23 protein-coding genes and 1 pseudogene are annotated in these 22,419 nt (G+C 72.2%); 16 read left to right on the top strand and 8 right to left on the bottom strand.

The window, feature by feature from the left end:
* Positions 1-52: 52 nt before the first annotated feature.
* From SL103_RS25115 to SL103_RS25100, 4 genes are all read left to right on the top strand, one after another.
* On the top strand, positions 53-1,591 hold the full coding sequence (locus SL103_RS25115; protein WP_069571206.1) for an NCS1 family nucleobase:cation symporter-1: 1,539 nt from the start codon (positions 53-55) through the stop codon (positions 1,589-1,591).
* Positions 1,592-1,793: 202 nt separating this feature from the next.
* Positions 1,794-3,137, top strand: coding sequence for an allantoinase AllB (gene allB, locus SL103_RS25110; protein ID WP_069571205.1), 1,344 nt, complete (start codon positions 1,794-1,796; stop codon positions 3,135-3,137).
* Positions 3,134-4,264 (top strand): allantoicase, encoded by a 1,131-nt coding sequence (gene alc, locus SL103_RS25105; RefSeq protein ID WP_069571204.1) that lies wholly within the window; start codon positions 3,134-3,136, stop codon positions 4,262-4,264. Before allB ends, alc begins: the two co-directional genes overlap by 4 nt.
* A gap of 75 nt (positions 4,265-4,339) precedes the next feature.
* Positions 4,340-4,873: a GNAT family N-acetyltransferase gene (locus SL103_RS25100; RefSeq protein WP_069571203.1), complete on the top strand. Its 534-nt coding sequence runs from the start codon at positions 4,340-4,342 to the stop codon at positions 4,871-4,873.
* 34 nt (positions 4,874-4,907) lie between these two features.
* Here the strand turns inward: SL103_RS25100 and SL103_RS25095 are convergent, their stop codons facing one another.
* The 5 genes from SL103_RS25095 to SL103_RS25075 form a co-directional block, all read right to left on the bottom strand.
* Positions 4,908-5,588, bottom strand: coding sequence for a transcriptional regulator (locus SL103_RS25095; RefSeq protein ID WP_069571202.1), 681 nt, complete (start codon positions 5,586-5,588; stop codon positions 4,908-4,910).
* A 113-nt stretch (positions 5,589-5,701) separates the two neighbouring features.
* Complete coding sequence (locus tag SL103_RS25090; RefSeq protein WP_069571201.1) at positions 5,702-8,371, bottom strand: beta-N-acetylglucosaminidase domain-containing protein; 2,670 nt, start codon at positions 8,369-8,371, stop codon at positions 5,702-5,704.
* Positions 8,372-8,541: 170 nt separating this feature from the next.
* Positions 8,542-8,739 (bottom strand): DUF6126 family protein, encoded by a 198-nt coding sequence (locus tag SL103_RS25085; RefSeq protein ID WP_069571200.1) that lies wholly within the window; start codon positions 8,737-8,739, stop codon positions 8,542-8,544.
* A gap of 15 nt (positions 8,740-8,754) precedes the next feature.
* A complete protein-coding gene (locus SL103_RS25080; RefSeq protein ID WP_069571199.1) occupies positions 8,755-9,381 on the bottom strand; it encodes a helix-turn-helix domain-containing protein in 627 nt (208 codons plus the stop codon).
* 63 nt (positions 9,382-9,444) lie between these two features.
* Entirely contained in the window at positions 9,445-9,840 is a 396-nt protein-coding gene (locus SL103_RS25075; RefSeq protein ID WP_069571198.1) for a VOC family protein, read from the bottom strand.
* 184 nt (positions 9,841-10,024) lie between these two features.
* Here SL103_RS25075 and SL103_RS25070 point away from each other — a divergent pair, with 184 nt between their 5' ends.
* The 3 genes from SL103_RS25070 to SL103_RS25060 all read left to right on the top strand — a co-directional run bounded on the left by SL103_RS25070 (position 10,025) and on the right by SL103_RS25060 (position 12,463).
* Complete coding sequence (locus SL103_RS25070; protein WP_069571197.1) at positions 10,025-10,459, top strand: ribonuclease domain-containing protein; 435 nt, start codon at positions 10,025-10,027, stop codon at positions 10,457-10,459.
* A gap of 310 nt (positions 10,460-10,769) precedes the next feature.
* Positions 10,770-11,438, top strand: coding sequence for a bifunctional 4-hydroxy-2-oxoglutarate aldolase/2-dehydro-3-deoxy-phosphogluconate aldolase (locus SL103_RS25065; protein WP_069571196.1), 669 nt, complete (start codon positions 10,770-10,772; stop codon positions 11,436-11,438).
* A gap of 197 nt (positions 11,439-11,635) precedes the next feature.
* A complete protein-coding gene (locus SL103_RS25060; RefSeq protein WP_069571195.1) occupies positions 11,636-12,463 on the top strand; it encodes a transporter substrate-binding domain-containing protein in 828 nt (275 codons plus the stop codon).
* A gap of 99 nt (positions 12,464-12,562) precedes the next feature.
* Here SL103_RS25060 and SL103_RS25055 read toward each other — a convergent pair whose 3' ends face one another.
* The gene (locus SL103_RS25055; RefSeq protein ID WP_069571194.1) at positions 12,563-13,156 is read right to left on the bottom strand and encodes an NAD(P)H-dependent oxidoreductase; all 594 of its coding nucleotides are present in this window, start codon (positions 13,154-13,156) and stop codon (positions 12,563-12,565) included.
* Between the two features lie 51 nt (positions 13,157-13,207).
* Positions 13,208-13,573, bottom strand: a complete 366-nt coding sequence (locus SL103_RS25050) for a VOC family protein (RefSeq protein WP_069571193.1) — start codon at positions 13,571-13,573, stop codon at positions 13,208-13,210.
* 228 nt (positions 13,574-13,801) lie between these two features.
* Here SL103_RS25050 and SL103_RS25045 point away from each other — a divergent pair, with 228 nt between their 5' ends.
* From SL103_RS25045 to SL103_RS25005, 9 genes and pseudogenes are all read left to right on the top strand, one after another.
* Complete coding sequence (locus SL103_RS25045) at positions 13,802-14,521, top strand: GntR family transcriptional regulator (RefSeq protein ID WP_069574086.1); 720 nt, start codon at positions 13,802-13,804, stop codon at positions 14,519-14,521.
* A 175-nt stretch (positions 14,522-14,696) separates the two neighbouring features.
* On the top strand, positions 14,697-15,689 hold the full coding sequence (locus tag SL103_RS25040; protein WP_079145961.1) for a substrate-binding domain-containing protein: 993 nt from the start codon (positions 14,697-14,699) through the stop codon (positions 15,687-15,689).
* A 233-nt stretch (positions 15,690-15,922) separates the two neighbouring features.
* A complete protein-coding gene (locus tag SL103_RS25035; protein WP_069571192.1) occupies positions 15,923-16,897 on the top strand; it encodes a sugar ABC transporter substrate-binding protein in 975 nt (324 codons plus the stop codon).
* Positions 16,894-17,937 (top strand): ABC transporter permease, encoded by a 1,044-nt coding sequence (locus tag SL103_RS25030; RefSeq protein WP_069571191.1) that lies wholly within the window; start codon positions 16,894-16,896, stop codon positions 17,935-17,937. Before SL103_RS25035 ends, SL103_RS25030 begins: the two co-directional genes overlap by 4 nt.
* Positions 17,934-18,743, top strand: coding sequence for an ATP-binding cassette domain-containing protein (locus SL103_RS25025; RefSeq protein ID WP_069571190.1), 810 nt, complete (start codon positions 17,934-17,936; stop codon positions 18,741-18,743). The genes SL103_RS25030 and SL103_RS25025 overlap by 4 nt, the downstream gene beginning before the upstream one ends.
* A gap of 228 nt (positions 18,744-18,971) precedes the next feature.
* Positions 18,972-20,093 (top strand): ROK family glucokinase, encoded by a 1,122-nt coding sequence (locus SL103_RS25020; RefSeq protein ID WP_033271329.1) that lies wholly within the window; start codon positions 18,972-18,974, stop codon positions 20,091-20,093.
* Positions 20,090-20,665, top strand: a complete 576-nt coding sequence (locus SL103_RS25015; protein WP_069571189.1) for a hypothetical protein — start codon at positions 20,090-20,092, stop codon at positions 20,663-20,665. The genes SL103_RS25020 and SL103_RS25015 overlap by 4 nt, the downstream gene beginning before the upstream one ends.
* Positions 20,666-20,722: 57 nt before the next feature.
* Positions 20,723-20,929, top strand: a pseudogene (locus SL103_RS25010) (respiratory nitrate reductase subunit gamma); the annotation flags it as partial.
* Between the two features lie 208 nt (positions 20,930-21,137).
* Positions 21,138-21,683 carry a DUF2231 domain-containing protein gene (locus tag SL103_RS25005; RefSeq protein ID WP_069571187.1) on the top strand — a complete coding sequence of 182 codons (546 nt, stop codon included), beginning with the start codon at positions 21,138-21,140 and terminating at the stop codon, positions 21,681-21,683.
* A gap of 54 nt (positions 21,684-21,737) precedes the next feature.
* On the opposite strand, the gene SL103_RS25000 is transcribed toward SL103_RS25005, so the two are convergent.
* Positions 21,738-22,304, bottom strand: a complete 567-nt coding sequence (locus SL103_RS25000; protein ID WP_069574083.1) for a TetR/AcrR family transcriptional regulator — start codon at positions 22,302-22,304, stop codon at positions 21,738-21,740.
* Between the last annotated feature and the right edge of the window lie 115 nt (positions 22,305-22,419).

Below are 22,419 nucleotides of genomic sequence, written 5' to 3'. Positions count from 1 at the left end.
GCTTCTCCTGATCTCGCTCCCCAAGCTCCACCCAACCTGCCTGGGAGGACCCGTGACCACACCCCCGCAGCCGGACCCGCGGCTGTTCAACGAGGACCTCGCGCCCGCCACCGAGCGCAAATGGGGCACGTACAGCATCTTCGCGCTGTGGATGTCCGACACCCACGCGATCAGCAACTACGCCTTCGCCTCCAGCCTGTTCGTGCTGGGCCTGCCGGCCTGGGAGGTGTTCGTCGCGCTGCTGGCCGGCATCACGATCGTCTACTGGCTGATGAACCGCATGGGGCACGCGGGGCACCGCACCGGTGTGCCCTACCCGGTGCTCGCCCGCGCCAGCTGGGGGGTGTACGGGGCCAACATCCCGGCGCTGCTGCGCGCGGTGATGGCCGTGGCCTGGTACGGCATCCAGACCTGGCTGGCCTCCACCGCCGTCGTGCTGCTGACCCTGCAGCTCGCGCCCGGCCTGGACGCGTACAACCACAACTCCGTGCTGGGCCTGTCGACGCTGGGCTGGGTCGCGTTCATGGTGATGTGGGGACTCCAGGCCGCCCTGCTGACGCGGGGGATGGAGTTCATCCGCAAGGTGCAGGACTTCGCGACCGGGCCGGTGGTCTGGCTGGTGGTGCTCGCCCTCGCGCTCTATCTGGTCATCAGGGCCGGCGGGGACATCTCGCTGACCCGCAGCATCACCGGCCTCAGCGGTGCCGAGCAGGCCCGGCAGAGTCTCATCGCGGTCAGCCTGACCGTCGCGACCTTCCTGACCCTGGTGCTCAACTACGCGGACTTCGCCCGCTTCACGCCCGACCACCGCTCCTACCGGCGCGGCAACCTCATCGGCCTGCCGGTGAACTTCACCGCCTTCGCCGTGGTCGCCGTGCTGGTCACCGCCGGCACCATCTCGGTGTTCGGCGAGGCGATCTACGACCCGGTGAAGGTGATCCAGAAGATCGACAACCCGGTGGTCACCGTCATCGGCGCGCTGGCCTTCATCGTCGCCACCATCGGCATCAACGTCGTCGCCAACTTCGTCTCGCCCGCCTACGACTTCGCCAACCTCGCGCCGAAGTATCTGAACTTCAGGCGCGGCGGCATGATCACCGCGGTGCTGGCCGTCGTCGTCATGCCCTGGAAGCTGTATTCCTCGGCGCTGGTGATCCAGTACTTCCTGGGTGCGCTGGGTGCCTTCCTCGGGCCCCTGGTGGCGATTCTGCTGGTCGACTACTACCTCGTACGGCGCGGCCGGATCGACGTCGACGCGCTGTTCTCCGCCGATGCCGCGGGCGCGTACTTCTACCGCAGGGGCTACAACCCCAGGGCGGTGATCGCCTTCCTGCCGGCCGCCGCGGTGTCCGCCGCGGTCGCGCTGGTCCCGGCCTTCGGGGTGGTGGCGCCGTTCTCCTGGATCTTCGGGATGGCGCTCGCCGGCGGGCTGCACGCCCTGGTCTCGGGCCGGGGCAGGAGTGCCGCGGCCGCCGGGCCGATTCCGGACGGGATCATCCCGTCCCAGGTCAGGGCGGTGGCGACGGAGGAGCCGGTGTCGGTGCCCGGCGTCGGGGTGGGGCCCGCGCCGGTGCCGGCGGAAGGGTCTTGACGGGCCGGGATCCGGAGTGAAGACTCATTCAACAGACTGTTGAATTCAGCCGCCGGGGAATGCGGACCGGCGGATTCCGGTCCGGGGTCCGCCCGGACCACGCTCCGGCGCGGGCCCCGCGCGGCGGGCGCCGCGGCCCGACGGCCGTGCGTCCCCCGCACCGCCACGCAACGATGAAGACACGAAACGAGGAGGGGACCGGGTGTCCGAAATTGAGCTGGTGCTGCGTTCCACGCGGGTCGTCACCCCGCAGGGGACGCGCGCCGCGACCGTCACCGTCAAGGACGGCCGGATCGACGCGGTGCTGCCGCACGACGCCGAGGTCCCGGCCGGGGCGCGGATCGAGGACCTCGGGGACGACGTCCTGCTGCCCGGCCTCGTCGACACCCACGTCCACGTCAACGACCCCGGCCGCACCGAGTGGGAGGGCTTCTGGACCGCCACCCGCGCGGCCGCGGCCGGCGGCATCACCACCCTCGTGGACATGCCGCTCAACAGCCTGCCGCCCACGACCACCGCGGCCCACCTCGACACCAAGCGCGAGGTGGCCCGCAGCAAGGCCCACATCGACGTCGGCTTCTGGGGCGGCGCCGTCCCCGGCAACGTCAAGGACCTGCGCCCGCTGCACGACGCCGGCGTCTTCGGCTTCAAGTGCTTCCTGTCGCCCTCCGGCGTGGACGAGTTCCCCGAGGTCGACCAGGAGCAGCTCGCCGCCGCCCTCGGGGAGATCGCCGGCTTCGACGGCCTGCTGATCGTGCACGCCGAGGACCCCGGCCACCTGGACGAGGCGCCCGAGCCGCACGGCCCCAAGTACGCCGACTTCCTCGCCTCCCGCCCCCGCATCTCCGAGAACGACGCCATCGCCGGCCTCATCGTCCTCGCCAAGCAACTCGACGCGCGGGTGCACGTCCTGCACCTGTCTTCCAGCGACGCGCTGCCGCTGATCGCCGCCGCCCGGCGCGAGGGCGTGCGGATCACCGTCGAGACCTGCCCGCACTTCCTGACCCTGACCGCCGAGGAAGTCCCGGACGGCGCGACGGAGTTCAAGTGCTGCCCGCCGATCCGCGAGGCCGCCAACCAGGACGCGCTGTGGGAGGGGCTGGCCGACGGCACCATCGACTGCATCGTCTCCGACCACTCGCCCTCCACCGCCGATCTCAAGACCCCCGACTTCGGGGCGGCCTGGGGCGGCATCTCCTCCCTCCAGCTGGGCCTGCCCGCCATCTGGACCGAGGCCCGTGAACGCGGCCACTCGCTCGACGACGTCGTGCGCTGGATGGCCACCGCGCCGGCCGCCCTGGTCGGCCTCGGCCGGAAGGGCGCCATCGAGCCCGGCCGGGACGCCGACTTCGCGGTCCTCGCGCCCGACGAGACCTTCACCGTCGACCCGCAGGCCCTCCAGCACCGCAACAAGATCACCGCATACGCCGGCAAGACCCTGTACGGCGTCGTACGGTCCACCTGGCTGCGCGGCCGGCGGATCAACGACGGCACCACCCTCACCGAACCCACCGGTGAACTGCTCGAACGGACCCCCCAGGCATGACCACCGACGGCATACCCCGCTACACCGGCGACGCGCGCCCGTACGGCGGCGGCGACCCGTACGCCGACTACCGCACCCCCGGCGCCGCCGGCCTCCCCTTCGCCCATCTCCCCGACCTCGCCGACCGCCGGCTGGGCGGTGGCGTGCTCGCCGCGAACGACGAGTTCTTCGCCGAGCGGGAGAACCTCCTCACGCCCGGGCCCGCCCACTTCGACCCCGAGCTCTTCGGCCACAAGGGCAAGGTCATGGACGGCTGGGAGACCCGCAGACGGCGCGGCACCGACGGCGCCCACCCGTTCCCGGCGGACGACGACCACGACTGGGCGCTGGTCCGCCTCGGGGCGCCCGGCGTCATCCACGGCATCGTCGTCGACACCGCCCACTTCCGCGGCAACTACCCGCAGTCCGTGAGCGTCGAGGGCACTTGCGTCGACGGTTCACCGTCGCCCGAGGACCTGCTGTCCGGCGACGTGACGTGGACGACCCTCGTGCCGCGCACCGCCATCGGCGGCCACGCGGCCAACGCCTTCGCCGTCGACGCCGGGCGGCGCTTCACCCACCTCCGCCTCAACCAGCACCCCGACGGGGGCGTCGCCCGCCTGCGCGTGCACGGCGAGGTCGTCCCGGCGCCCGGCTGGCTGGCCGCACTGGGCACCTTCGACCTCGTCGCGCTGGAGAACGGCGGCCGGGTCGAGGACGCCTCGGACCGCTTCTACTCCTCGCCGACGCACACCATCCAGCCGGGCCGCTCCCGCAAGATGGACGACGGCTGGGAGACCCGCCGCCGTCGCGGCACCGGCAACGACTGGGTGCGCTACCGCCTCACCGAACAGTCCCGGATCCGCGCGGTGGAGATCGACACCGGCTACCTCAAGGGCAACGCGGCGGGCTGGGCGAGCCTGTCCGGACGCGACGGCGACAGCGGCGGGTGGGTGGAACTGCTGCCCCGTACGCGGCTGCAGCCCGACACCGTCCACCGCTTCCTGCTCGACGACGCGCCCGCCGCCACCCATGTCCGGATCGACATCTTCCCGGACGGCGGCATCGCCCGGCTCCGGCTGCACGGCTCGCTCACCGAGGAGGGGGCGCGCCGACTCGCCGCCCGTCACCAGGAGTTGGGCGGCTGAGCGCGGTACGTCCGGCGGGCGGCCGGCAAGCCGCGGCCCGCCGGACGCCCGCCGGCCGGTGCCATCATGCGAACCATGATCGATAACCAATCGTCCGCGTCGCCCTCGGTGGTACGACTCACGCGGTACACGGCCACGGAACAGAGCGAGATCCTCGGAGACGGCGCCGACCCCTTCGGCGTCGCCGACGCCGGCCTGAGCTGGCTGCCCAAGGAGGAGCACTTCGGCATCAGACGGAACGGCCGACTGGTCGCGCACGCCGGACTGTTGCGGGTGCCGCTGTCGGTCGGCGGGACCGCGACACCGGCCGTGGGACTCGGCGGGGTGGCCGTCGCGCCGGACCTGCGGGGGCACGGCCTGGCCCGGCTGGTGGTCACCGCCGCGCTGGCACACGCCCGCACGCTGGGGCCGCGCCACGGTCTGCTGTTCTGCCGGCCGCCGCTGGTCGCGCTCTACCAGCGGCTCGGGTGGCGCACCGTGCCGGTGGACGTCCGGGTCGAGCAGCCCGCGGGGCCCGTCGTCATGCCGCTGCGGACCATGTGGACGCCGCTCCACGACGGCGCCACCTGGCCGGCCGGCCCGGTGCGGCTGCTCTCCCTGCCCATGTGAACCGGCCGGCCCCGCGCGGACCGGCGCCGCGGCGTCAGTCCGCCACCGAGTCCCAGAACATCAGCTCGTACGCCTGGAGGAGCCGCCCGTAGCGGTGGGCCGCGGCCGGCCGGGTCTGCCCGGTGTCGAGGCCGTGCTGCACCGCCGCGTGCGCACGCTCCTCGACGGCCGGTGCCGGTGCGGCGAAGAAGCCGAAGAACGCGCGGGCCGCGTCCGGGAAGTCGTAGTGCGCGCGCATCGCGGCCTCGACGACCGCACAACTGCCGCCCCAGGTCGCGAAGTTGGCGGTCAGCGCGATGGCGACATCGGTCGGCTCGGCACCGAGGGCGAGCCGTGCGGCGTACGAGGGGTACGCCTGGCAGCCGGGCCGCGGCCGGTAGTCGGCGAGGGCCCGGGCGGTCAGCCCGCAGGCGTCCGCCAGCCCGGCCAGCCGCTCCAGGGCCAGCGCCTCCCCCTGGGCCAGCAGGTCGAAGAAGTCGGCCACGGGAGGGTCGCCGTCCGCCCGCCGCGCCAGGTGCTGGAAGCTGAGCCGGTCGGCGGTGATCACCTGGTGCTGTTCGAGGGCGAAGGTGGCGAAGACGGAGCGCGGCGCCGCACCCGCCCCGATCCGGGCGACCAGCGGGTTGGCACCGGCGTCCGGGGCGAGCGCGCGTACCGCGTCGTCGAGGACGGCGGCCGCGGTCGGACGCGGGGCGGCGGGCGCGGGACGGGCCATGGGGCGGTCTCCTCCGGAGTACGGCGCGAGGCGGCGGCCAGGCCCTCAGCGTAGGGGCAGGGGCGCCGCGCGGCCGGTCACCGAGCCGCGCCGCGGCGCCCCCGCCCCTCCGCTCACCGCAGAATCACCTCATTGACGGCGGGCGCCGCCGCCCCCGCCCGCCACATCAGCCGGACGCCCTCGATCGCGCCGTCCCCCGCCGCGAACCGGGACAGGGCACCGGACAGCGTGCCGAGCGTGTGCCAGGAGCCGCCCGTACGGACCGCCACCCGCGCCGCCCCCGCCGGAGCGCCCGGCGGCCGCAGCACGGTCACCGAGCGCGCGGTGCGCGGCGTGTCCGGGGTGAACTCCAGCGCCTCGCCGGGCTGCGCCGCCCGCGCCGCGCGGTAGACGGTGGCCGGGTCGCCGTCCGCCGCGGACCGCAGCGCGCTGCCCGGCGCCGCGGGCGGGCCGCCGGCCACCGTCACCCGGTCCGTCCCGGCGACCGCGAACTCCCGCACCACCAGCCAGTTGTCCTGCCCCTGGGTGGCCCGGGCGCGTACGTACCGGGCCGTGGTGCCGGCCGGCGGCTCGACGGTCACCTCCGGCGTCCCGTCGAAGGCCGCCAGCCGCCGCCAGGTCTTGTGGTCCGACGAGTACTCCAGCACGCCGTGGTGCAGATAGTCCTCCGGGCTGCCGCTCTTCCCCATCGTCAGGGTGACGGTGCCCAGCGGACGCTCGGCGTGCAGGTCCAGCCCCACGAACGCACCGGCCGCGGGCCCCGCCCCGCTCCAGAAGTACGTCGCGTCGTCGCCGTCCGTCATCCGGGAGGGCGCGTTGTCCTGATAGACGGACAGGTCCGTCGACGCCGCCGGGCGGCCGGCGACGCCCAGCGCCCGGTCGTACCCGGCAAGCGCGTCGTCCACGAAGGTGTCCAGCACCCCGTCGGCCACCAGGACCGGAACCCGCTTGCCCGCCATGTCGACGTACACGAACGAGGTGGCGGTCCGCACCAGCTCCGGGACCCGCTGCCGCAGCCGCCACGCCTCGGCGTCCTGACCCGCCCGGGTCGCCTCGACCAGCCGCAGGGCGGTGCGCGCCGCGACCCCCCAGGCACGGGCCGCGTCCAGCCAGGGCCCGCTGTCCTCGACGAAGCCGCGGTCGGGCAGCCGGTCGCGCAGCACCCCGGGGGCGTCCTGCAGGGTCCGCAGCACCGCGTCCAGCTTGCGCGCCGGCCCTCCCTTGCCGAACTCCGCGAGGGCGGCGGCCAGTTCGGGGGCCTGCTCCGGGTTGAGCGACGAGGCGTAGCCGGTGTCCGCGAACGCCCGCAGCGCCTCGGCCGTACGGGCGTCGCCGCCGGCCAGCTCCTCGATCGCCGCGCCCCAGGAGGCGCGGGCGTCGTAGGCGGTGTCGTTCCACGCGTAGTCGGCCACGGTGTGCAGCGCCAGCTTCGACGCCGCCGGCTGGATCATCGGGTTCGCGGTGATCCCCGCCAGCTGCGCCGGCAGCCCCTTCTCGCGCCCGTTGAACGGCCCGAGCAGCAGCCGGTTGGTCACGTAGTCGTTGACCGGGTAGTTGTCCCAGGTCAGGATCGGGTGCCCGAAGACCTCCCGGGCCTGCCGCGCCTGGGCGACGGTCATCGTCGGCGCGATCACCCCCACCCCCGTCCACTCCACCAGCACGTCCTTGTCCAACTGGGTGGCGAGCGCCTTCTTGTACGGGGACGGCTTCACGTCGTAGTACTCGGTCGGCACCATCTGGAGCGGCTGGGCGCCGGGGTGCGTGGCGATGAACTCGCGGTTGACGCGGTTGAGCAGATGGGCCTGCGCGGCACCGGCCGCCCCGCCGCCGGTCCCGAACCGGTCCTTGTCCGCCGCGCAGTTCCAGTCCGTGTAGCTGATGTCGTCCAGCGGCACGGCGAAGGTCCGTACGCCGATGTCCCACAGCGTCCGGAACTTGGCGGTCAGCGCCGTGAGGTCGGCGTCGGAGCTGTAGCAGACGGAGAGGCCGGGCGAGAGCGCGTAGGTGAACTCCACGTGCCGCTCGCGGGCCCGGTCCACCAGCTCCTTGATCTCCGCGAGCCGGTCGGCGGGGTACGGGTCGCGCCACTTCTCCCGCAGGTAGGCGTCGTCCTTGGGCGAGTACACGTAGAGGTTCATCTTGTGCGCGCCGTAGAAGTCGAGCTGGTCGAGGCGGGCCCGGTGCGACCACGGCGTGCCGTAGAAGCCCTCGATGACGCCGCGCAGCGGGGTGGCCGGCCAGTCCCGTACGGCGGTGCCCCGGATCTGCGCGCCCGGATGGTCGCGGTGCGGCAGCAGCTGCCGCAGCGACTGCGCCGCGTAGTACGTGCCGGTGGCGTCCCGGCCGGACAGGGCGATCCGGCCGTCGCCGACGGCCAACGCGTAGCCCTCGGCGGGGAGATCGGCGCTGCTCCCCGCCCCCAGCTCCGCGAGCGCCCGCGCCGCCTCCGTGCCGTCCACGTACACCGTCAACTGCCGCCCGGCCGGGGCCTGCCCGGACCGTACGACCCGCTCGGCGCCGGCGTCGTGCAGCGACTCCTCGACCAGCGCGACGGCGGCGGCGTCGGCCTTCGGTCCCGCGACGACGGTGACGGCCGGGGTGAGGGTGACCCGGTCGGTGCGCGGGCGGACGGACTGCGGGGTGGGGGAGATGGCCGGGGCGGCCCCGGCCCGGGCGGTGCGGGCGGGCGCGGCGGCGCCCGGCGGCCCGGCCATGCCCAGCAGGGGGGCCACGGCGAGGGCCAGGGCCAGTGCGGTGGCCGCCGCGGTGCGCGAACGGTGCATCCTTCGGTCCTCCTCGGTACGGCGAGGGACGGGGTGAGGCGCGCTGCGAGCGCTTCGCGGCAGCAAGGCTCCACCCCGGCGGCGCACCGGGGCCATGGACTTTCGGGACGGGATGATGGACGGTCCCACGGGCCGCCCGCGGCGCTAGCCCGGCTCCGCCGCGGTCGCTTCTACTTCGCCATGAGGACCACCAGGCTCATCATGGCCAGCAGCACATGGGTCGCCACGACGTAGATGAACACCCGCACGTACACCCCGCGGGGCGGCTTGGTCTCGACGTAGCGCCGGGCGGGCGCGGGACCGGTGTCGGTGCTCCCGGGGGAGCCGGCGAGGGGCTCGGTCGGCGAAGGGACGGTGTGGTCGGGCACGGCGATCCTTCCGGCTCACAGGCCACGGCGCGGTGCGTCGTCGCCGAGGCACAGCTCGGCGGCACCGCTCTGCAGCAGGGTGTGTACGAACAGCAGGTCCGCCCCGCCCGGCGAGGCGGCGGCGATGCGGTGCGGGGTCAGCGAGTCGAAGTGCGCCGCGTCGCCCGGGCCCAGCAGATGCGCCGCGGCCCCCAGCGTGAGCCGCAGCTGACCGGTGAGGACGTAGAGCCACTCCTCGCCGGGGTGCACCCGCACCAGCTCGCTCTGCGTGCGCTGCGGCACGTGCACCCGCAGCGCCTGCATGGCCCGCCCGGGGGCGCCGACGGTCCAGTACGTCCAGCCGCCGGCCTGTGACGGCTCGGTGCGGCCGGCCCGGACGACGGGGTCCCGCTCCGGGACGGTCTCGCCGAGCAGGTCGGATACCGTTGTTCCGTAGGTACGCGCGAGCGCCAGCAGCATCGGCAGCGAGGGCTGGCGCTGGTTGGTCTCCAGCCGGGACAGGTGCGCGGGCGAGAGACCCACCAGCCGCGCCGCGGTCTCCAGCGTGAGACCACTGCGCCGTCGCAGGTCACGCAGGCGCGGCGCGACGGTGGGGAGCTCCTCCGGCGGAGCGCCGGAGGGCTCTTCGGGGAGCTCGGTCATGCTCCTGGTATAGCCAGCTTTCACCTCTCGGGCAAAAGTTTTGCCTCTGAGGCAAACCGGTTTCTACTGCTCGGCGTCCTGCGGGTACCAGCGCAGCTCGACGGTGTTGCCGTCCGGGTCCGCCACGTAGACCGACTGCGCCCCGCCCCGGGCCCCGTACCGCTCCACCGGGCCCTCCAGCACGGTGAAGGCGCCGGAGTCGATGACCTCCTGCCAGTCCAGCGGGTCCACGACGAGGCAGATGTGGTCCACGTGCGAGGAGCCGGACTCGTCCTCGGGGCGGACGATCAGGTCGATGATCGCGGTCGGGCTGATCCGCGCCGACGGGAACGGGACGGCGCCGGCGCGCCACTCCTCCACCCGGACCGGCTCCAGGCCGAGCGGGCCGGTGTAGAACGCCAGCGAGCGCTCGATGTCCCGCACCTTGAGCACCAGGTGGTCGAAGTCCTTGACGCGCATGGTTGTTCCTCCCGTGTGGTGGGACGGTGTCGTCCCGAGTGATCAGATTCAACCCGCTCCGTCCGGCGGCGCCGTAGTCGGGGTTACCAATTGGGGTGGCCGGTGGGGGTTCTTGTGAACTCCCGGGAAACTTCCCTCACTTGACCTTGACAGGAGCATGTCTACGCGCGTCATGCTGTGAAACATGAGAATCCCCCCACGGATCACCAAAATCGGCGCTGCGGGCGCCCTCGTTTCGGCCCTTCTCATCGGCGGGACCGCGGTCGCCGCCACCCCCGCCGTCGCCACGGCGCGGCCGGCGTCGACGTACGCCACGGCCGTGCACGTCCAGAGCGTCGGCAACGTCTGCTACTCCAAGCTGCCTTCGCAGGCCCACGACACCCTCGACCTGATCGCGAAGGGCGGGCCGTACCCGTACCCGAAGGACGGCACGGTCTTCGACAACCGCGAGGGCATCCTGCCGTCCCAGAGCACCGGCTACTACCACGAGTACACCGTCGTCACGCCGGGCTCGCCCGACCGTGGCGCGCGCCGGATCGTGGCCGGTGAGAAGAAGGACGAGGACTACTACACCGCCGACCACTACGCCACGTTCGACCTCGTCGACCGCGGCTGCTGACGTCCCGCCACATACCGGCACATCTCGGCGGCCGGGGTGCACACGCACCCCGGCCGCTTTGCTGTGCGCCCCCTCTCACCTGCCACTTCGGGCGTTCTGTGCAGAAGGGGCGCGCGGGGCGCACCCCCCGGGGGACGATTGTCAGTGGTTCCCGGTAGCGTTTCGGTAGAAACGAGGAGCGGGCGGGCATCGGCGGACAAGGGACCATGTGCGGTCAGCTGCTGCGGCACGCCCCGGAAAGTGCCGCGTCCGCCGTGGGGACGGCGCGCCGGCACGAGGCGTCGGAGACGAGGAAGGACGGCGAACTGCCGTGTATCGCTGGGAGATCACCCGGGCAGCACTGGCGCAGCGTGTTTTCGCCATCGTTCGCAGCAAGACCTATGACGAGGCGAGCGCCACCGCCGACACCCTGCTGTCGGCCGGCATCACGAGCCTGGAGATATCCCTGACCACCCCCTTCGCGCTGGAAGCGGTCACGACGCTGACCCGCGAGTTGGGCGACGACGCGGTCATCGGCGCGGGCACGGTTCTTGACGCGGTGTCGGCCCGGATGGCGGTCGACGCGGGAGCCCGCTACCTGGTCTCACCGAGCCTCGACGCCGAGGTCATCGCCACCGGCCACCGCTACGGCGTCCCGGTCTTCCCCGGGGTGTCGACGCCGACCGAGATGGTCCGCGCGCTCGAACTGGGCGCGGACGCGGTCAAGCTGTTCCCCGCCTCGGCACACGACCCGTCCTGGCTCAGGGACGTACGCGCCGCCCTGCCGCAGGTGCCGGTGCTGCCGACGGGCGGGGTGACGGTCGACAGCGCGCCGGAGTGGATCGCCGCGGGCGCGGTCGCCGTCGGCATGGGCGCGGAGCTCTCCGCGGGCGACCGCGACACCGTCGCCAAGCGCGCCGCCGAGCTGCTGACCCGCCTCGCCGACGCCGCCCCGGAGCCGGTGGACGGCGCGGAGGCCGTGGGCAGCTTCCACCGCTGAGAAGCCGGGGCGAACTCCCGCACCGCCGCCCGCCGTTGCCGCGTACCGGCAGCCGGCCAGGGGGTTCACCGGAGCCGCCGGCTCTGCCACGCTGAGCGCTGCGGTCACGTGATCACGCCGCCGGGCCGCCGCCGTACCGGCCCCGGCGCGCCGCTTCCGGTCACGTGTCGCCCCGCCCAGCCGCCACAGGAGCCCCCATGAAGCGTGCCGCCGCCCTCTCCGCCCTCGCCTGTCTGCTCGCCGTCACCGCCGCCGCACCGGCATCCTCCGCCGCGCCCGCGGCCGTACGGGGCCCCGGCCACCCCGCCGGCACCAAGGCGTCGGCCCTGGACGCGGTCCCGCGGCGCGGGGTGCTGCGGGTCTGCACCACCGGCGACTACCGCCCCTTCAGCTACCGCGACCCCGGGACCGGCGGTTACCGCGGCGTGGACATCGACATGGCCCGCGACCTCGCCAAGAGCCTGGACGCCACGCCGCGCTATGTCCCCACCACTTGGGCCGAGCTGGTCGGCGACCTCGCCGCAGGCCGCTGCGACATCGCCATGGGCGGCGTCTCCGTCACCCTCCCGCGGGCCCGTTCCGTGTACTTCAGCGAGCCGACCCGCACCGACGGCAAGACCCCGATCGTGCGCTGCGCGGACAAGGACAGGTACCGGACGCTCCAGCAGATCGACCGGCCCGGTACGACCGTCATCGTCAACCCCGGCGGCACCAACGAGCAGTTCGCCCGCGCCCACATCAAGCAGGCCACCCTCAAGGTCCACCCCGACAACACCACGATCTTCGACGAGATCATCGCGGGCCGGGCCGATGTGATGATGACGGACGCCAGCGAGACCCGCTACCAGGCCAGGATCCACCCCGAACTCTGCTCGGTGCACCCGGACGAGCCCTTCACCTTCTCCGAGAAGGCGTACGCCCTGCCCCGCGGCGACGACGAGTTCAAGGCGTACGTGGACCAGTGGGTCCACCTGGCCACGCACGACGGCACGTACGCGACGTACGAGGCCGAGTGGATGAAGTAGCCGAGGAGGATGTGCGCGGACCGGTCCGGGGCGCGGACGTTGTGCGCGGTGGCGCGGGGCACGGTGCTGCCGTTCGCCGGCCGGTCCGCCCTGGTGGTGTCAGACCGTCAGCGCGGCGGCTTCCTGACGTGCCTGGCGCAGCCAGGAGGCGCGCAATGCGTCGGCCGAGCCGGTGACCGTACGGAAGACGACACGGCGGACGTCGGCGACACCCACGTACGGCAGGACGCAGGCCGCCCAGATGCTCTGCAGCGGGTCGCCGAACTCGCTCTCCTCGCGGTCGGCAGGGGTGTCCGAGGTGTTCAGAACGAGCGCCCGGCCGGCCTTCAGCAGCCCTGCGGGCTCCCCGTCCGCGGTGCCCAGCTTGTACGCGACACCGGGCGCGAGCACACGCTGCACCCAGCCCGTGAGGACGGCGGGCGGCATGCCCCACCAGTTCGGATGGACCAACACCAGGGCATCAAGGGTGGCCACCTCCGACCGGTGCAGCTCCACCTGCACGTCACGGGCGGGGGTGGCCGACTGGACCGTCTCCGTCTCGTCGGCGGTCAGCACCGGGGCGAATCCCTCGGCGTAGAGGTCGTGCGCGAGTACGTGACAACCCCGGTCGCGCAGTTCCTCCACGACCGCTGTGAACACCGCGTGGTTGAAGCTGCCCGGACGCGGGTGCGCGAGGTAGACCCCGATGCGCATGGTTTCTCCCTGATCGATGACTGGTGTACTGCATCAGCGGCCTTGCCGGCGTCAGGCCGTGTCGCCGGCCGCCGCGTGCCCCAGGACGTTGACGATCCGGCCGTTCGGGTCCTTGACGAAGAAGCGACGCACGCCCCACTCCTCCTCCTTGAGGGACCGGACGATCTCGCCGCCGGCGGCCCGTACGGAGGCGTACACCGCGTCGACGTCCTCGACCTCGATGCTGAGGTCGGGGGCGACCGGGGCGGTCCGGTCCTCGGTCATGAGGGTGAGCTGCGCGGTGGGGTTGCCGGGCGACGCGAGCGTCATGACCCACCCCTGGTTCATCACCTCCCGGAGCCCCAGCAGGCCGTAGAAGTCGCGGCTTTCCTCCAGGGCGTCGGAGGTGATGTCGGGGACGACGCGGCGTACGGACACGGGGGCTCCTCGGGTCGGGAGGTTCCTGGCTATCACCCGGCGGCCGCCGGCGGGGCCGAACCCTTGATTCCGGGGCCCGCCGCGCACCGGTGGCGCAGGGCCCGGGCCCTTGTCCGGACAACGTGACCTCCGGACTTCCCGTCATCTGCCCGGCCGGATACGCTCGCCAACGTGGGGAAACGCGAGACACACCAAGCCCTCGGCGCCGACAGTCCGGTCCAGTTCAGCGTGGACCGGAGCAGTCCGGTGCCGCTGTACTTCCAGCTGTCCCAGCAGCTGGAGGCGGCGATCGAGAACGGCAGGCTGGCGCCCGGCAGTCTGCTCGGCAACGAGATCGAACTCGCCGGCCGGCTCGGGCTGTCCCGGCCGACCGTGCGCCAGGCGATCCAGTCGCTGGTGGACAAGGGGCTGCTGGTGCGTCGCCGCGGCATCGGCACCCAGGTCGTGCACAGCCAGGTCAAGCGGCCGCTGGAACTGAGCAGCCTCTACGACGACCTGGAGGCCGCCGGTCAGAAGCCGGCCACCCGGGTCCTGCTCAACACCACCACCGAGGCCGACGCCGAGGTCGCCGCCGCCCTGGGCATCGCCGAGGGCGCCGAGGTGGCGCTGGTCGAGCGGCTGCGGCTGGCCCACGGCGAGCCGGTGGCGCATCTGCGCAACCACCTCCCCGCCGGACTGCTCGCGCTGGAGACCGCGGAGCTGGAGGAGACCGGCCTGTACCGGCTGATGCGGTCGGCCGGGATCACGCTGCACAGCGCGCGGCAGGCGGTGGGAGCCCGCGCCGCGACCGCGGAGGAGGGGCAGCGGCTCGACGAGCCCGAGGGTGCCCCGCTGCTCACGATGCAGCGGACGACCTTCGACGACACCGGGCGAGCGGTCGAGTTCGGCTCGCACATCTACCGCGCGTCCCGGTACGCCTTCGAGTTCCAGCTGCTCGTACGGCCCTGAGGGCCTTCGGCCGGGGCCGTGACGGGTGGTTTTCGCCCGCTATGGCCCGCCGAGGACGGGTACCGCGACGTCCGATCGTCAGAATGTTCTGACAAAGTATTGACGCGGTCGAGCGCCCGCCGTTAGAACTCCTCCAGCCGCACTCCGGCGGCCGTGGAGAAAAGGCGGTTCCACGATGATCAGCGTGCGTACGACCGGCGCCCGGCGGCTCACCGTCCGCAGCGCCGCCGCTTTACTGACCACCGTCGCACTGGTCGCCGGCTGCAGCGCCACCGGCGGCCGGGACGCCAAGGGCGGGGGCACCGGCAGCCGCATGACCATCGGGATGGTCAGCCACGCCGGGGACGGCGACACCTTCTGGGACATCGTCCAGAACGGCGCCCAGCAGGCCGCCGCCAAGGATCACGTGACGTTCCTCTACGCCCACGACAAGGAGGGCGGGCAGCAGGCCCAGCTGATCCAGTCGTACATCGACCAGAAGGTCGACGGGCTGATCGTCACCCTCGCCAAGCCGCAGGCCGTCAAGGCGGCGGTCCGCAAGGCCGAGGCGCAGGGCATACCCGTGATCACGATCAACTCGGGCGGCGAGTTCTCCAAGGCGTACGGGGCGCTGACCCACATCGGGCAGGACGAGTCGGTGGCCGGTGAGGCGGTCGGCACGGCGCTGAACGAGCGGCACGCCAAGAAGACCCTGTGCGTCCTCCACGAGCAGGGCAACGTGTCGCTGGAGGACCGCTGCGCGGGCGTGCGCAAGTCCTTCCACGGGACCGTCGAGAACCTCAACGTCGACGGCACCAACGCGCCGGCCGCCCAGTCCTCGGTCGAGGCCAAGCTCCAGTCCGACAAGTCCATCGACGCGATCGTCACGCTCGGCGCGCCGATGGCGGCGATCTCCGTCAAGGCCAGGAAGGAGGCGGGCAGCGCGGCGCAGATCGCGACCTTCGACCTGAACGCCGCCGTGGTCGGACTCCTCAAGGCGAAGGACGTGACCTTCGCCGTCGACCAGCAGCCCTACCTCCAGGGCTACGAGGCGGTCGACCTGCTCTGGCTGCACAAGGCCAACGCCGACGTGCTCGGCGGCGGCAAGCCGGTGCTCACCGGGCCCGCCCTGGTGACGCAGAAGGACGTACCCCAGCTGACCGCATACACCGGGCGAGGTACCAGGTGAGACCACAGGGGAGACCGGACCCCATCAACCGGGACAGACCACCGGTAACGGATACTTGTTCGGTCGGTCCCGGCCGGCCGTCACTGTACGACACGACGGGCGTACGGACCGGGAAGTCCACGCAGTGCGGACGACCGACGCGGATGCACGCAACGCAGCCGACACGGCAACAACAGCGGGAAGGGCGAGTCCTCGTGGCAAGGGTTCGGAGAAGGGGACGCGTCGTCAGCGCCGTGCTGGTGGCGGTGCTCGGCGCCTCCCTGGCGGGGTGCAGCAGTACCGGAGGCAAGCGCGCCGAGGACGAGCGCCTCGCCAGGACCGCCGGCGGCAAGGCCGCGGTGAACACCCCCAGGTGGACGTTCGCGATGGTCACCCACTCGGGAGACGGCGACACCTTCTGGGACATCGTGCAGAACGGCGCCCAGCAGGCCGCCGCCAAGGACAACATCAAGTTCGTCTACGGGCACGACGAGGAGGCGTCGCGGCAGAGCCAGCTGGTGCAGTCCTACATCGACCAGAAGGTCGACGGGCTGATCGTCTCGCTCGCCAAGCCCAACGCCATGAAGGACGTCGTCGCCAAGGCCGAGAAGGCCGGCATCCCGGTGATCACGGTGAACTCCGGCGCCGAGGAGTCCAAGGCGTTCGGCGCGCTCAGCCACATCGGGCAGGACGAGACGGTCGCCGGCGAGGCGGTCGGCGAGGAGCTCAACAAGCGCGGCCGCAAGAAGGCCCTCTGCGTCCTGCACGAGCAGGGCAACGTCGGGCACGAGCAGCGCTGCGACGGGGCGAAGAAGACCTTCAAGGGCGATCTGCAGAAGCTCTACGTCGAAGGCACCAACATGCCCGACGTGCAGTCCTCCATCGAGTCCAAGCTGCAGGCCGACCCGTCCATCGACGCCGTCGTCACCCTCGGCGCGCCGTTCGCCCCCACCGCGGTCAAGGCCGCGGAGCAGGCCGGCAGCAAGGCCGAGATCGACACCTTCGACCTCAACGCGCAGGTCGCGACCGGCCTGAAGGACGGCTCCCTCGGCTTCGCCGTCGACCAGCAGCCCTACCTCCAGGGCTACGAGGCGGTCGACCTGCTCTGGCTGTACAAGTACAACGCGGACATGCTCGGTGGCGGCAAGCCCGTGCTCACCGGCCCCCAGGTGATCACCAAGAAGGACGCCGCGGCCCTGCAGGACTACACGAAGCGGGGAACGCGATGACCACCACCCTCAAGGCACCCGCCCAGGACGAACGGCTGCTGCACCGCTCGCCGGCCCGCCGGCTGATGGGCCGCCCCGAACTGGGCTCGATCGTCGGTGCCGCCGCCGTCTTCGTCTTCTTCTCCCTCGTCGCCGAGCCCTTCCTGCGGGCCTCCAGCCTCTCCACCGTGCTCTACGCGTCCTCCACCATCGGCATCATGGCCGTCCCGGTGGCGCTGCTGATGATCGGCGGGGAATTCGACCTGTCGGCCGGCGTCATGGTCGTCAGCTCGGCGCTGATCTCGTCGATGTTCAGCTACCAGATGACCGCCAACACTTGGGTCGGCGTCGGGGTGTCCCTGCTGGTCACCCTCGCGATCGGGGCGTTCAACGGCTTCCTGCTGACCCGTACGAAACTGCCCAGCTTCATCATCACGCTCGGCACCTTCTTCATGCTCACCGGCCTCAACCTCGGCTTCACCAAGCTGATCGACGGCACCGTCTCGACGAAGTCCATCGCCGACATGGAGGGCTTCGACTCGGCCCGTACGCTCTTCGCCTCCCACCTGACCATCGGCGGCGTCGACATCCAGATCACCATCCTGTGGTGGATCGTGCTGGTCGCCGTCGCGACCTGGGTCCTGCTGCGCACCCGCGTCGGCAACTGGATCTTCGCGGTGGGCGGCAACGCCGACGCCGCGCGGGCGGTCGGCGTCCCGGTCACCAAGACCAAGATCGGCCTCTACATGGGCGTCGCCTTCGCCGCCTGGGTCTCCGGGCAGCACCTGCTGTTCTCGTACGACGCGATCCAGTCCGGCGACGGCGTGGGCAACGAATTCCTCTACATCATCGCGGCGGCGGTCGGCGGCTGCCTGATGACCGGTGGCTTCGGCTCGGCGATCGGTGCCGCCGTCGGCGCCTTCATCTTCGGCATGGCCAGCAAGGGCATCGTGTACGCGCAGTGGAATCCGGACTGGTACAAGTTCTTCCTCGGCGCGATGCTGCTGCTCGCCACACTTCTGAACGCATGGGTCCGCAAGCGGGCGGAGGCACAGGCATGACCGCGCTGGTCGAGCTGACGGACGTCAGCAAGTACTACGGCAACGTCCGGGCACTGGAGGGCGTGTCCCTGGAGGTGCACGCGGGCGAGATCTCCTGCGTGCTCGGCGACAACGGCGCCGGCAAATCCACCCTCATCAAGATCATCGCGGGCCTGCACCGGCACGACGCCGGGTCCTTCACCATCGACGGCGAGGAGACCACCCTCTCCTCCCCGCGCGAGGCCCTGGACCGCGGGATCGCCACCGTCTACCAGGACCTCGCCGTCGTCCCCCTGATGCCGGTGTGGCGGAACTTCTTCCTCGGCTCCGAGCCCACCACCGGCATCGGCCCCTTCAAGCGGCTCGACGTCGCCACGATGCGTGAGACCACCCGCAGCGAGCTGCTGCGGATGGGCATCGACCTGCGGGACGTCGACCAGCCCATCGGCACCCTCTCGGGCGGCGAACGGCAGTGCGTCGCCATCGCCCGCGCCGTGTACTTCGGGGCCAAGGTCCTCGTCCTGGACGAGCCGACGGCGGCGCTCGGCGTCAAGCAGTCCGGCGTGGTCCTGAAGTACGTCGCGGCCGCCCGGGACGCCGGCCTCGGCGTGGTATTGATCACTCACAATCCGCACCACGCCTACCTCGTCGGCGACCGGTTCGTCCTCCTCAAGCGGGGCGCGATGGCCGGCAGCCACATCAAGGCGGAGATCGCCCTGGAGGAGCTGACCCGGCAGATGGCGGGCGGCAGCGAGCTGGAACAGCTCAGTCACGAGCTGGCCCGCACCGCCACCCCGGAATTCCCCGGCGGACACCGGCCCGACTGACCGCCGGTACGGTACGCCGCACCCCGCGCCGCCGGTGCGATGCGGGGTGCGGCCGTCCCGTGCGCCATGCGCCGTAAGGCCCGGATGATGCACAATCGCTGCGAACCCGCACATCGAGGCCCCGGCCTCCCGAGACCGCGCAGGGACGAGACGACTCTTGCGAGCACGCAGCCGCCGCGACCGGACCGACGAACAGGGCCGCGACCGTAACGCCGAAGAGGTGGGTCGATGAGCATGTACCGGGACCGGGTGCACCGGGGATCGGCCAGAGCGACCGTGCTGCGCACGGTCGGCACCCGCGAGCGGCGCTCGCACCTGACCGCACCCCGCGTGCCCACCGTCGGCATCGACATCGGCGGCACCAAGGTCATGGCGGGCGTCGTCGACGCCGACGGCACGATCCTGGAGAAGGTCCGCACCGAGACGCCGGACAAGTCCAAGAGCCCCAAGGTGGTCGAGGACACCATCACCGAGCTGGTGCTCGACCTCTCCGACCGGCACGACGTGCACGCGGTCGGCATCGGCGCGGCCGGCTGGGTCGACGCGGACCGCTCCAACGTGCTCTTCGCGCCGCATCTGAACTGGCGCAACGAGCCCCTGCGCGACCGGCTGGCCGGCCGGCTGGCCGTCCCCGTCATGGTCGACAACGACGCCAACACCGCCGCCTGGGCGGAGTGGCGCTTCGGCGCCGGCCGGGGCGAGGACCACCTCGTCATGATCACCCTCGGTACCGGCATCGGCGGCGCCATCCTGGAGGACGGCGCAGTCAAGCGCGGCAAATACGGGGTGGCGGGTGAATTCGGCCATATGCAGGTCGTGCCCGGCGGCCACCGCTGCCCGTGCGGCAACCGCGGCTGCTGGGAGCAGTACAGCTCCGGCAACGCCCTCGTCCGCGAGGCCCGGGAGCTGGCCGCCGCCGACTCCCCGGTCGCGTACAACATCATCGAGCGGGTCGGCGGCCGCATCGGCGACATCACCGGACCGCTGATCACCGAGCTGGCCCGGGAGGGCGACGCGATGTGCGTCGAGCTCCTCCAGGAGATCGGCCAGTGGCTCGGTGTGGGCATCGCCAACCTCGCGGCCGCGCTCGACCCGTCCTGCTTCGTCATCGGCGGGGGCGTCAGCGCCGCCGACGACCTGCTGATCGCCCCGGCCAGGGACGCCTTCCGGCGCCACCTCACCGGCCGTGGCTACCGCCCCGAAGCCACCCTCGCCAAGGCCCAGCTGGGACCCGAGGCCGGCATGGTCGGCGCCGCCGACCTCGCCCGGCTGGTGGCCCGCCGCTTCCGCCGCGCCAACCGCCGTCGCGTCGAGCGCTACGAGCGCTACGAACGGACCGGCCGCCGATGACCGAAACCGAGTCCCACGCCATGCACGACGACCACCTCGCCGCCGCCCACCCGCCCCGGGCCAAGCGCCGCCGCCCCCTGCTGATGGCACTGATCGTCTTCCTGCTGATCGCCATCCCGGCCGGCTACATCGTCATCTCCGCCGAGCAGAGCCGCGACAGCGGCGAGGGCAAGGAGGCCGAGGCCGCCGCCACCGGCCTGACCAACGCTTTCCCCACCAAGGTCCAGCAGCGGATCTACAACGTCCCGGTGCCGATCGGCTCCACCCCGGTCTACTACTACGAGACCAACTCCTGGCAGACCAGCTCGCTGTTCGTGCAGTTCCGGACGAACGAGTGGGGCCTGGAGCACTACCTCGCGGCCATCGGCACCAGCACCGCCGCGCTGAAGAAGGACCGGCACACCATCCCGCCCGCCCAGGCGGCGCAGGTCGGCTGGGACTTCAGCGTCGACTGGCCCTGGGCGGGCACGACGACCAACAGCAAGGCACCGCACCCGGCCCAGCGGATCATGGTCAGCTACGACGAGCCGGGGCACCCCGTCGTGTACACGGTCTCGACCGTCAACTTCTGACCGGAGCACCCCCGGGTCCCCGCAGGACCGTGCTCGTGGAAGGTGTACGTCAAGGGCGTGCCCGCGGTACGGGCCGCGACCGGCCGCAGTGACCGGGCCGTGCACCCCCTCCGCACCGCGGTGCTGCTCGCGGGCCTGACCGCCACCGCTTCCGGGGTGGCGGCGGACTCGTACGACTACCGCCTCGGTGTCTCGATCTGGTTCCGCAGCCCGTTCGCCCTCGACCCCGATGTCTCCGCCATGGGACCGCCCGCGCCGTACCGTCATCCGGCGGTCGGCGCGGCGCGGGGGAGCAGCGGCCGACGGCGTCGCTGAGTGCTTCGTCGGGGGGCCGGAGTCACTGCCTCCGGTGGGACGCGGGTTCAGAAGAAGCTGAGAGCTTCCTGTGCCAGGCTGACGCGCCCTACCGGGCGGCGCGGGAAGACAGCGCGCGAGCCCGACGCTCACGGTCGTCTTCTGGAGGAGCACCTCGATGAGCCTCAACGTTGTCAACGGTCTGCCCGCACACGTCCTGATCGTGCACTTCGTCGTCGTGCTCGTTCCCTTGAGCGCACTGGCGGTCGTGGTCGGCGCGATGTGGCCCGGTGCCGCCCGGCGCATGGGGATGGTGCTGCCACTGCTGGCCCTGGTGACGCTGGCGAGCGTGCCGCTGGCCACGCAGGCCGGCGAGTGGCTGGAGAAGCACGTCGACAGCAACGCCCTGGTCCGCAGGCACACCGAACTCGGCGACGGGATGCTCCCCTGGGCCGTGGGCCTGTTCGTGCTGGCGACGCTGATCTGGTGGACGAACCGCGGGCCGGCCTCGGCGGGGGCCGCCCACGGGGAACGGACCCGGCGCGCCTCCTCCCGGTCCGCGCTGGTCGTCCGCATCCTGGCAGCGGTGCTGGCTGTGGGCGTGGCATCGGGCGCCGTCGTGGAGGTGTACCGGATCGGCGACTCCGGGGCGAAGGCCGCCTGGCATGACGGCTTCTCCAAGACCACCACGAGCCACAAGGGCGACGAGGGCGACAACGGCTGACGCGACCGGCTCCGCCGGTAGGGCCCGTGCGTGGCCGGGGTCGGCGCCGCCGGGTCAGGAGTGCTGCGCCCCGCGTGCCAGCAGCATCAAGGCGTCGACGAGCTCCTCGGCGGGCCGACCGGTGGCCAGGCTGCGCAGTTGCAGTCCGAAGACCAGCGCGATGGCGCTGCTCGCCAGCCGCTCGGCGTCCGGTACGCCGAGACCGGTGAGGATCCGGGTGGCCAACTGGTCATACGCGGCGAAGCTCTGCGCGGCCGCGCTGCGCAACCGCTCGTCGCGGCCGGCCTGGATGTAGAGCTCGAAGGGGGCGATGTGCCTGCTGTCGAACGGTGTCCCCCCGGCGACCTGGCTGACCGTGGCGGCGGCCCGGTCGGCGTCCATGCCGTCGGTCCGGCACTGGGCGGCGAGCTCGGTGAGGCGCCGGGTCTCCTCCGCGACGAAGTGCAGCAGACTCTCCCGCAGCATCTCGTGCTGGGTCGCGAAGTGGTAGGTGACCGATCCGAGGGAGACGCCGGCCTCCTTGGCGATCCGCCGGTTGGTGACCGCGGCGATGCCGTCCTCGCTGATGATGCGCAGGACGGCGTCGATGATGCTCTGCCGGGTTCCGGGGGGCTTGGACATGGAGGTCATTGTGCCAGCGGCATCCTCCTGGCAAGGGGGAAGGGTCGGGGCCGCTGCGACCGGTGGGGATCGTCAATCAAGCCGGGCAGCACGGGATGCCGTTGACAGGGGCACC

This window comes from Streptomyces lydicus (genome assembly GCF_001729485.1).
Classification (GTDB): domain Bacteria; phylum Actinomycetota; class Actinomycetes; order Streptomycetales; family Streptomycetaceae; genus Streptomyces; species Streptomyces lydicus_D.
This window is presented reverse-complemented; position numbering and strand designations above follow the sequence as displayed.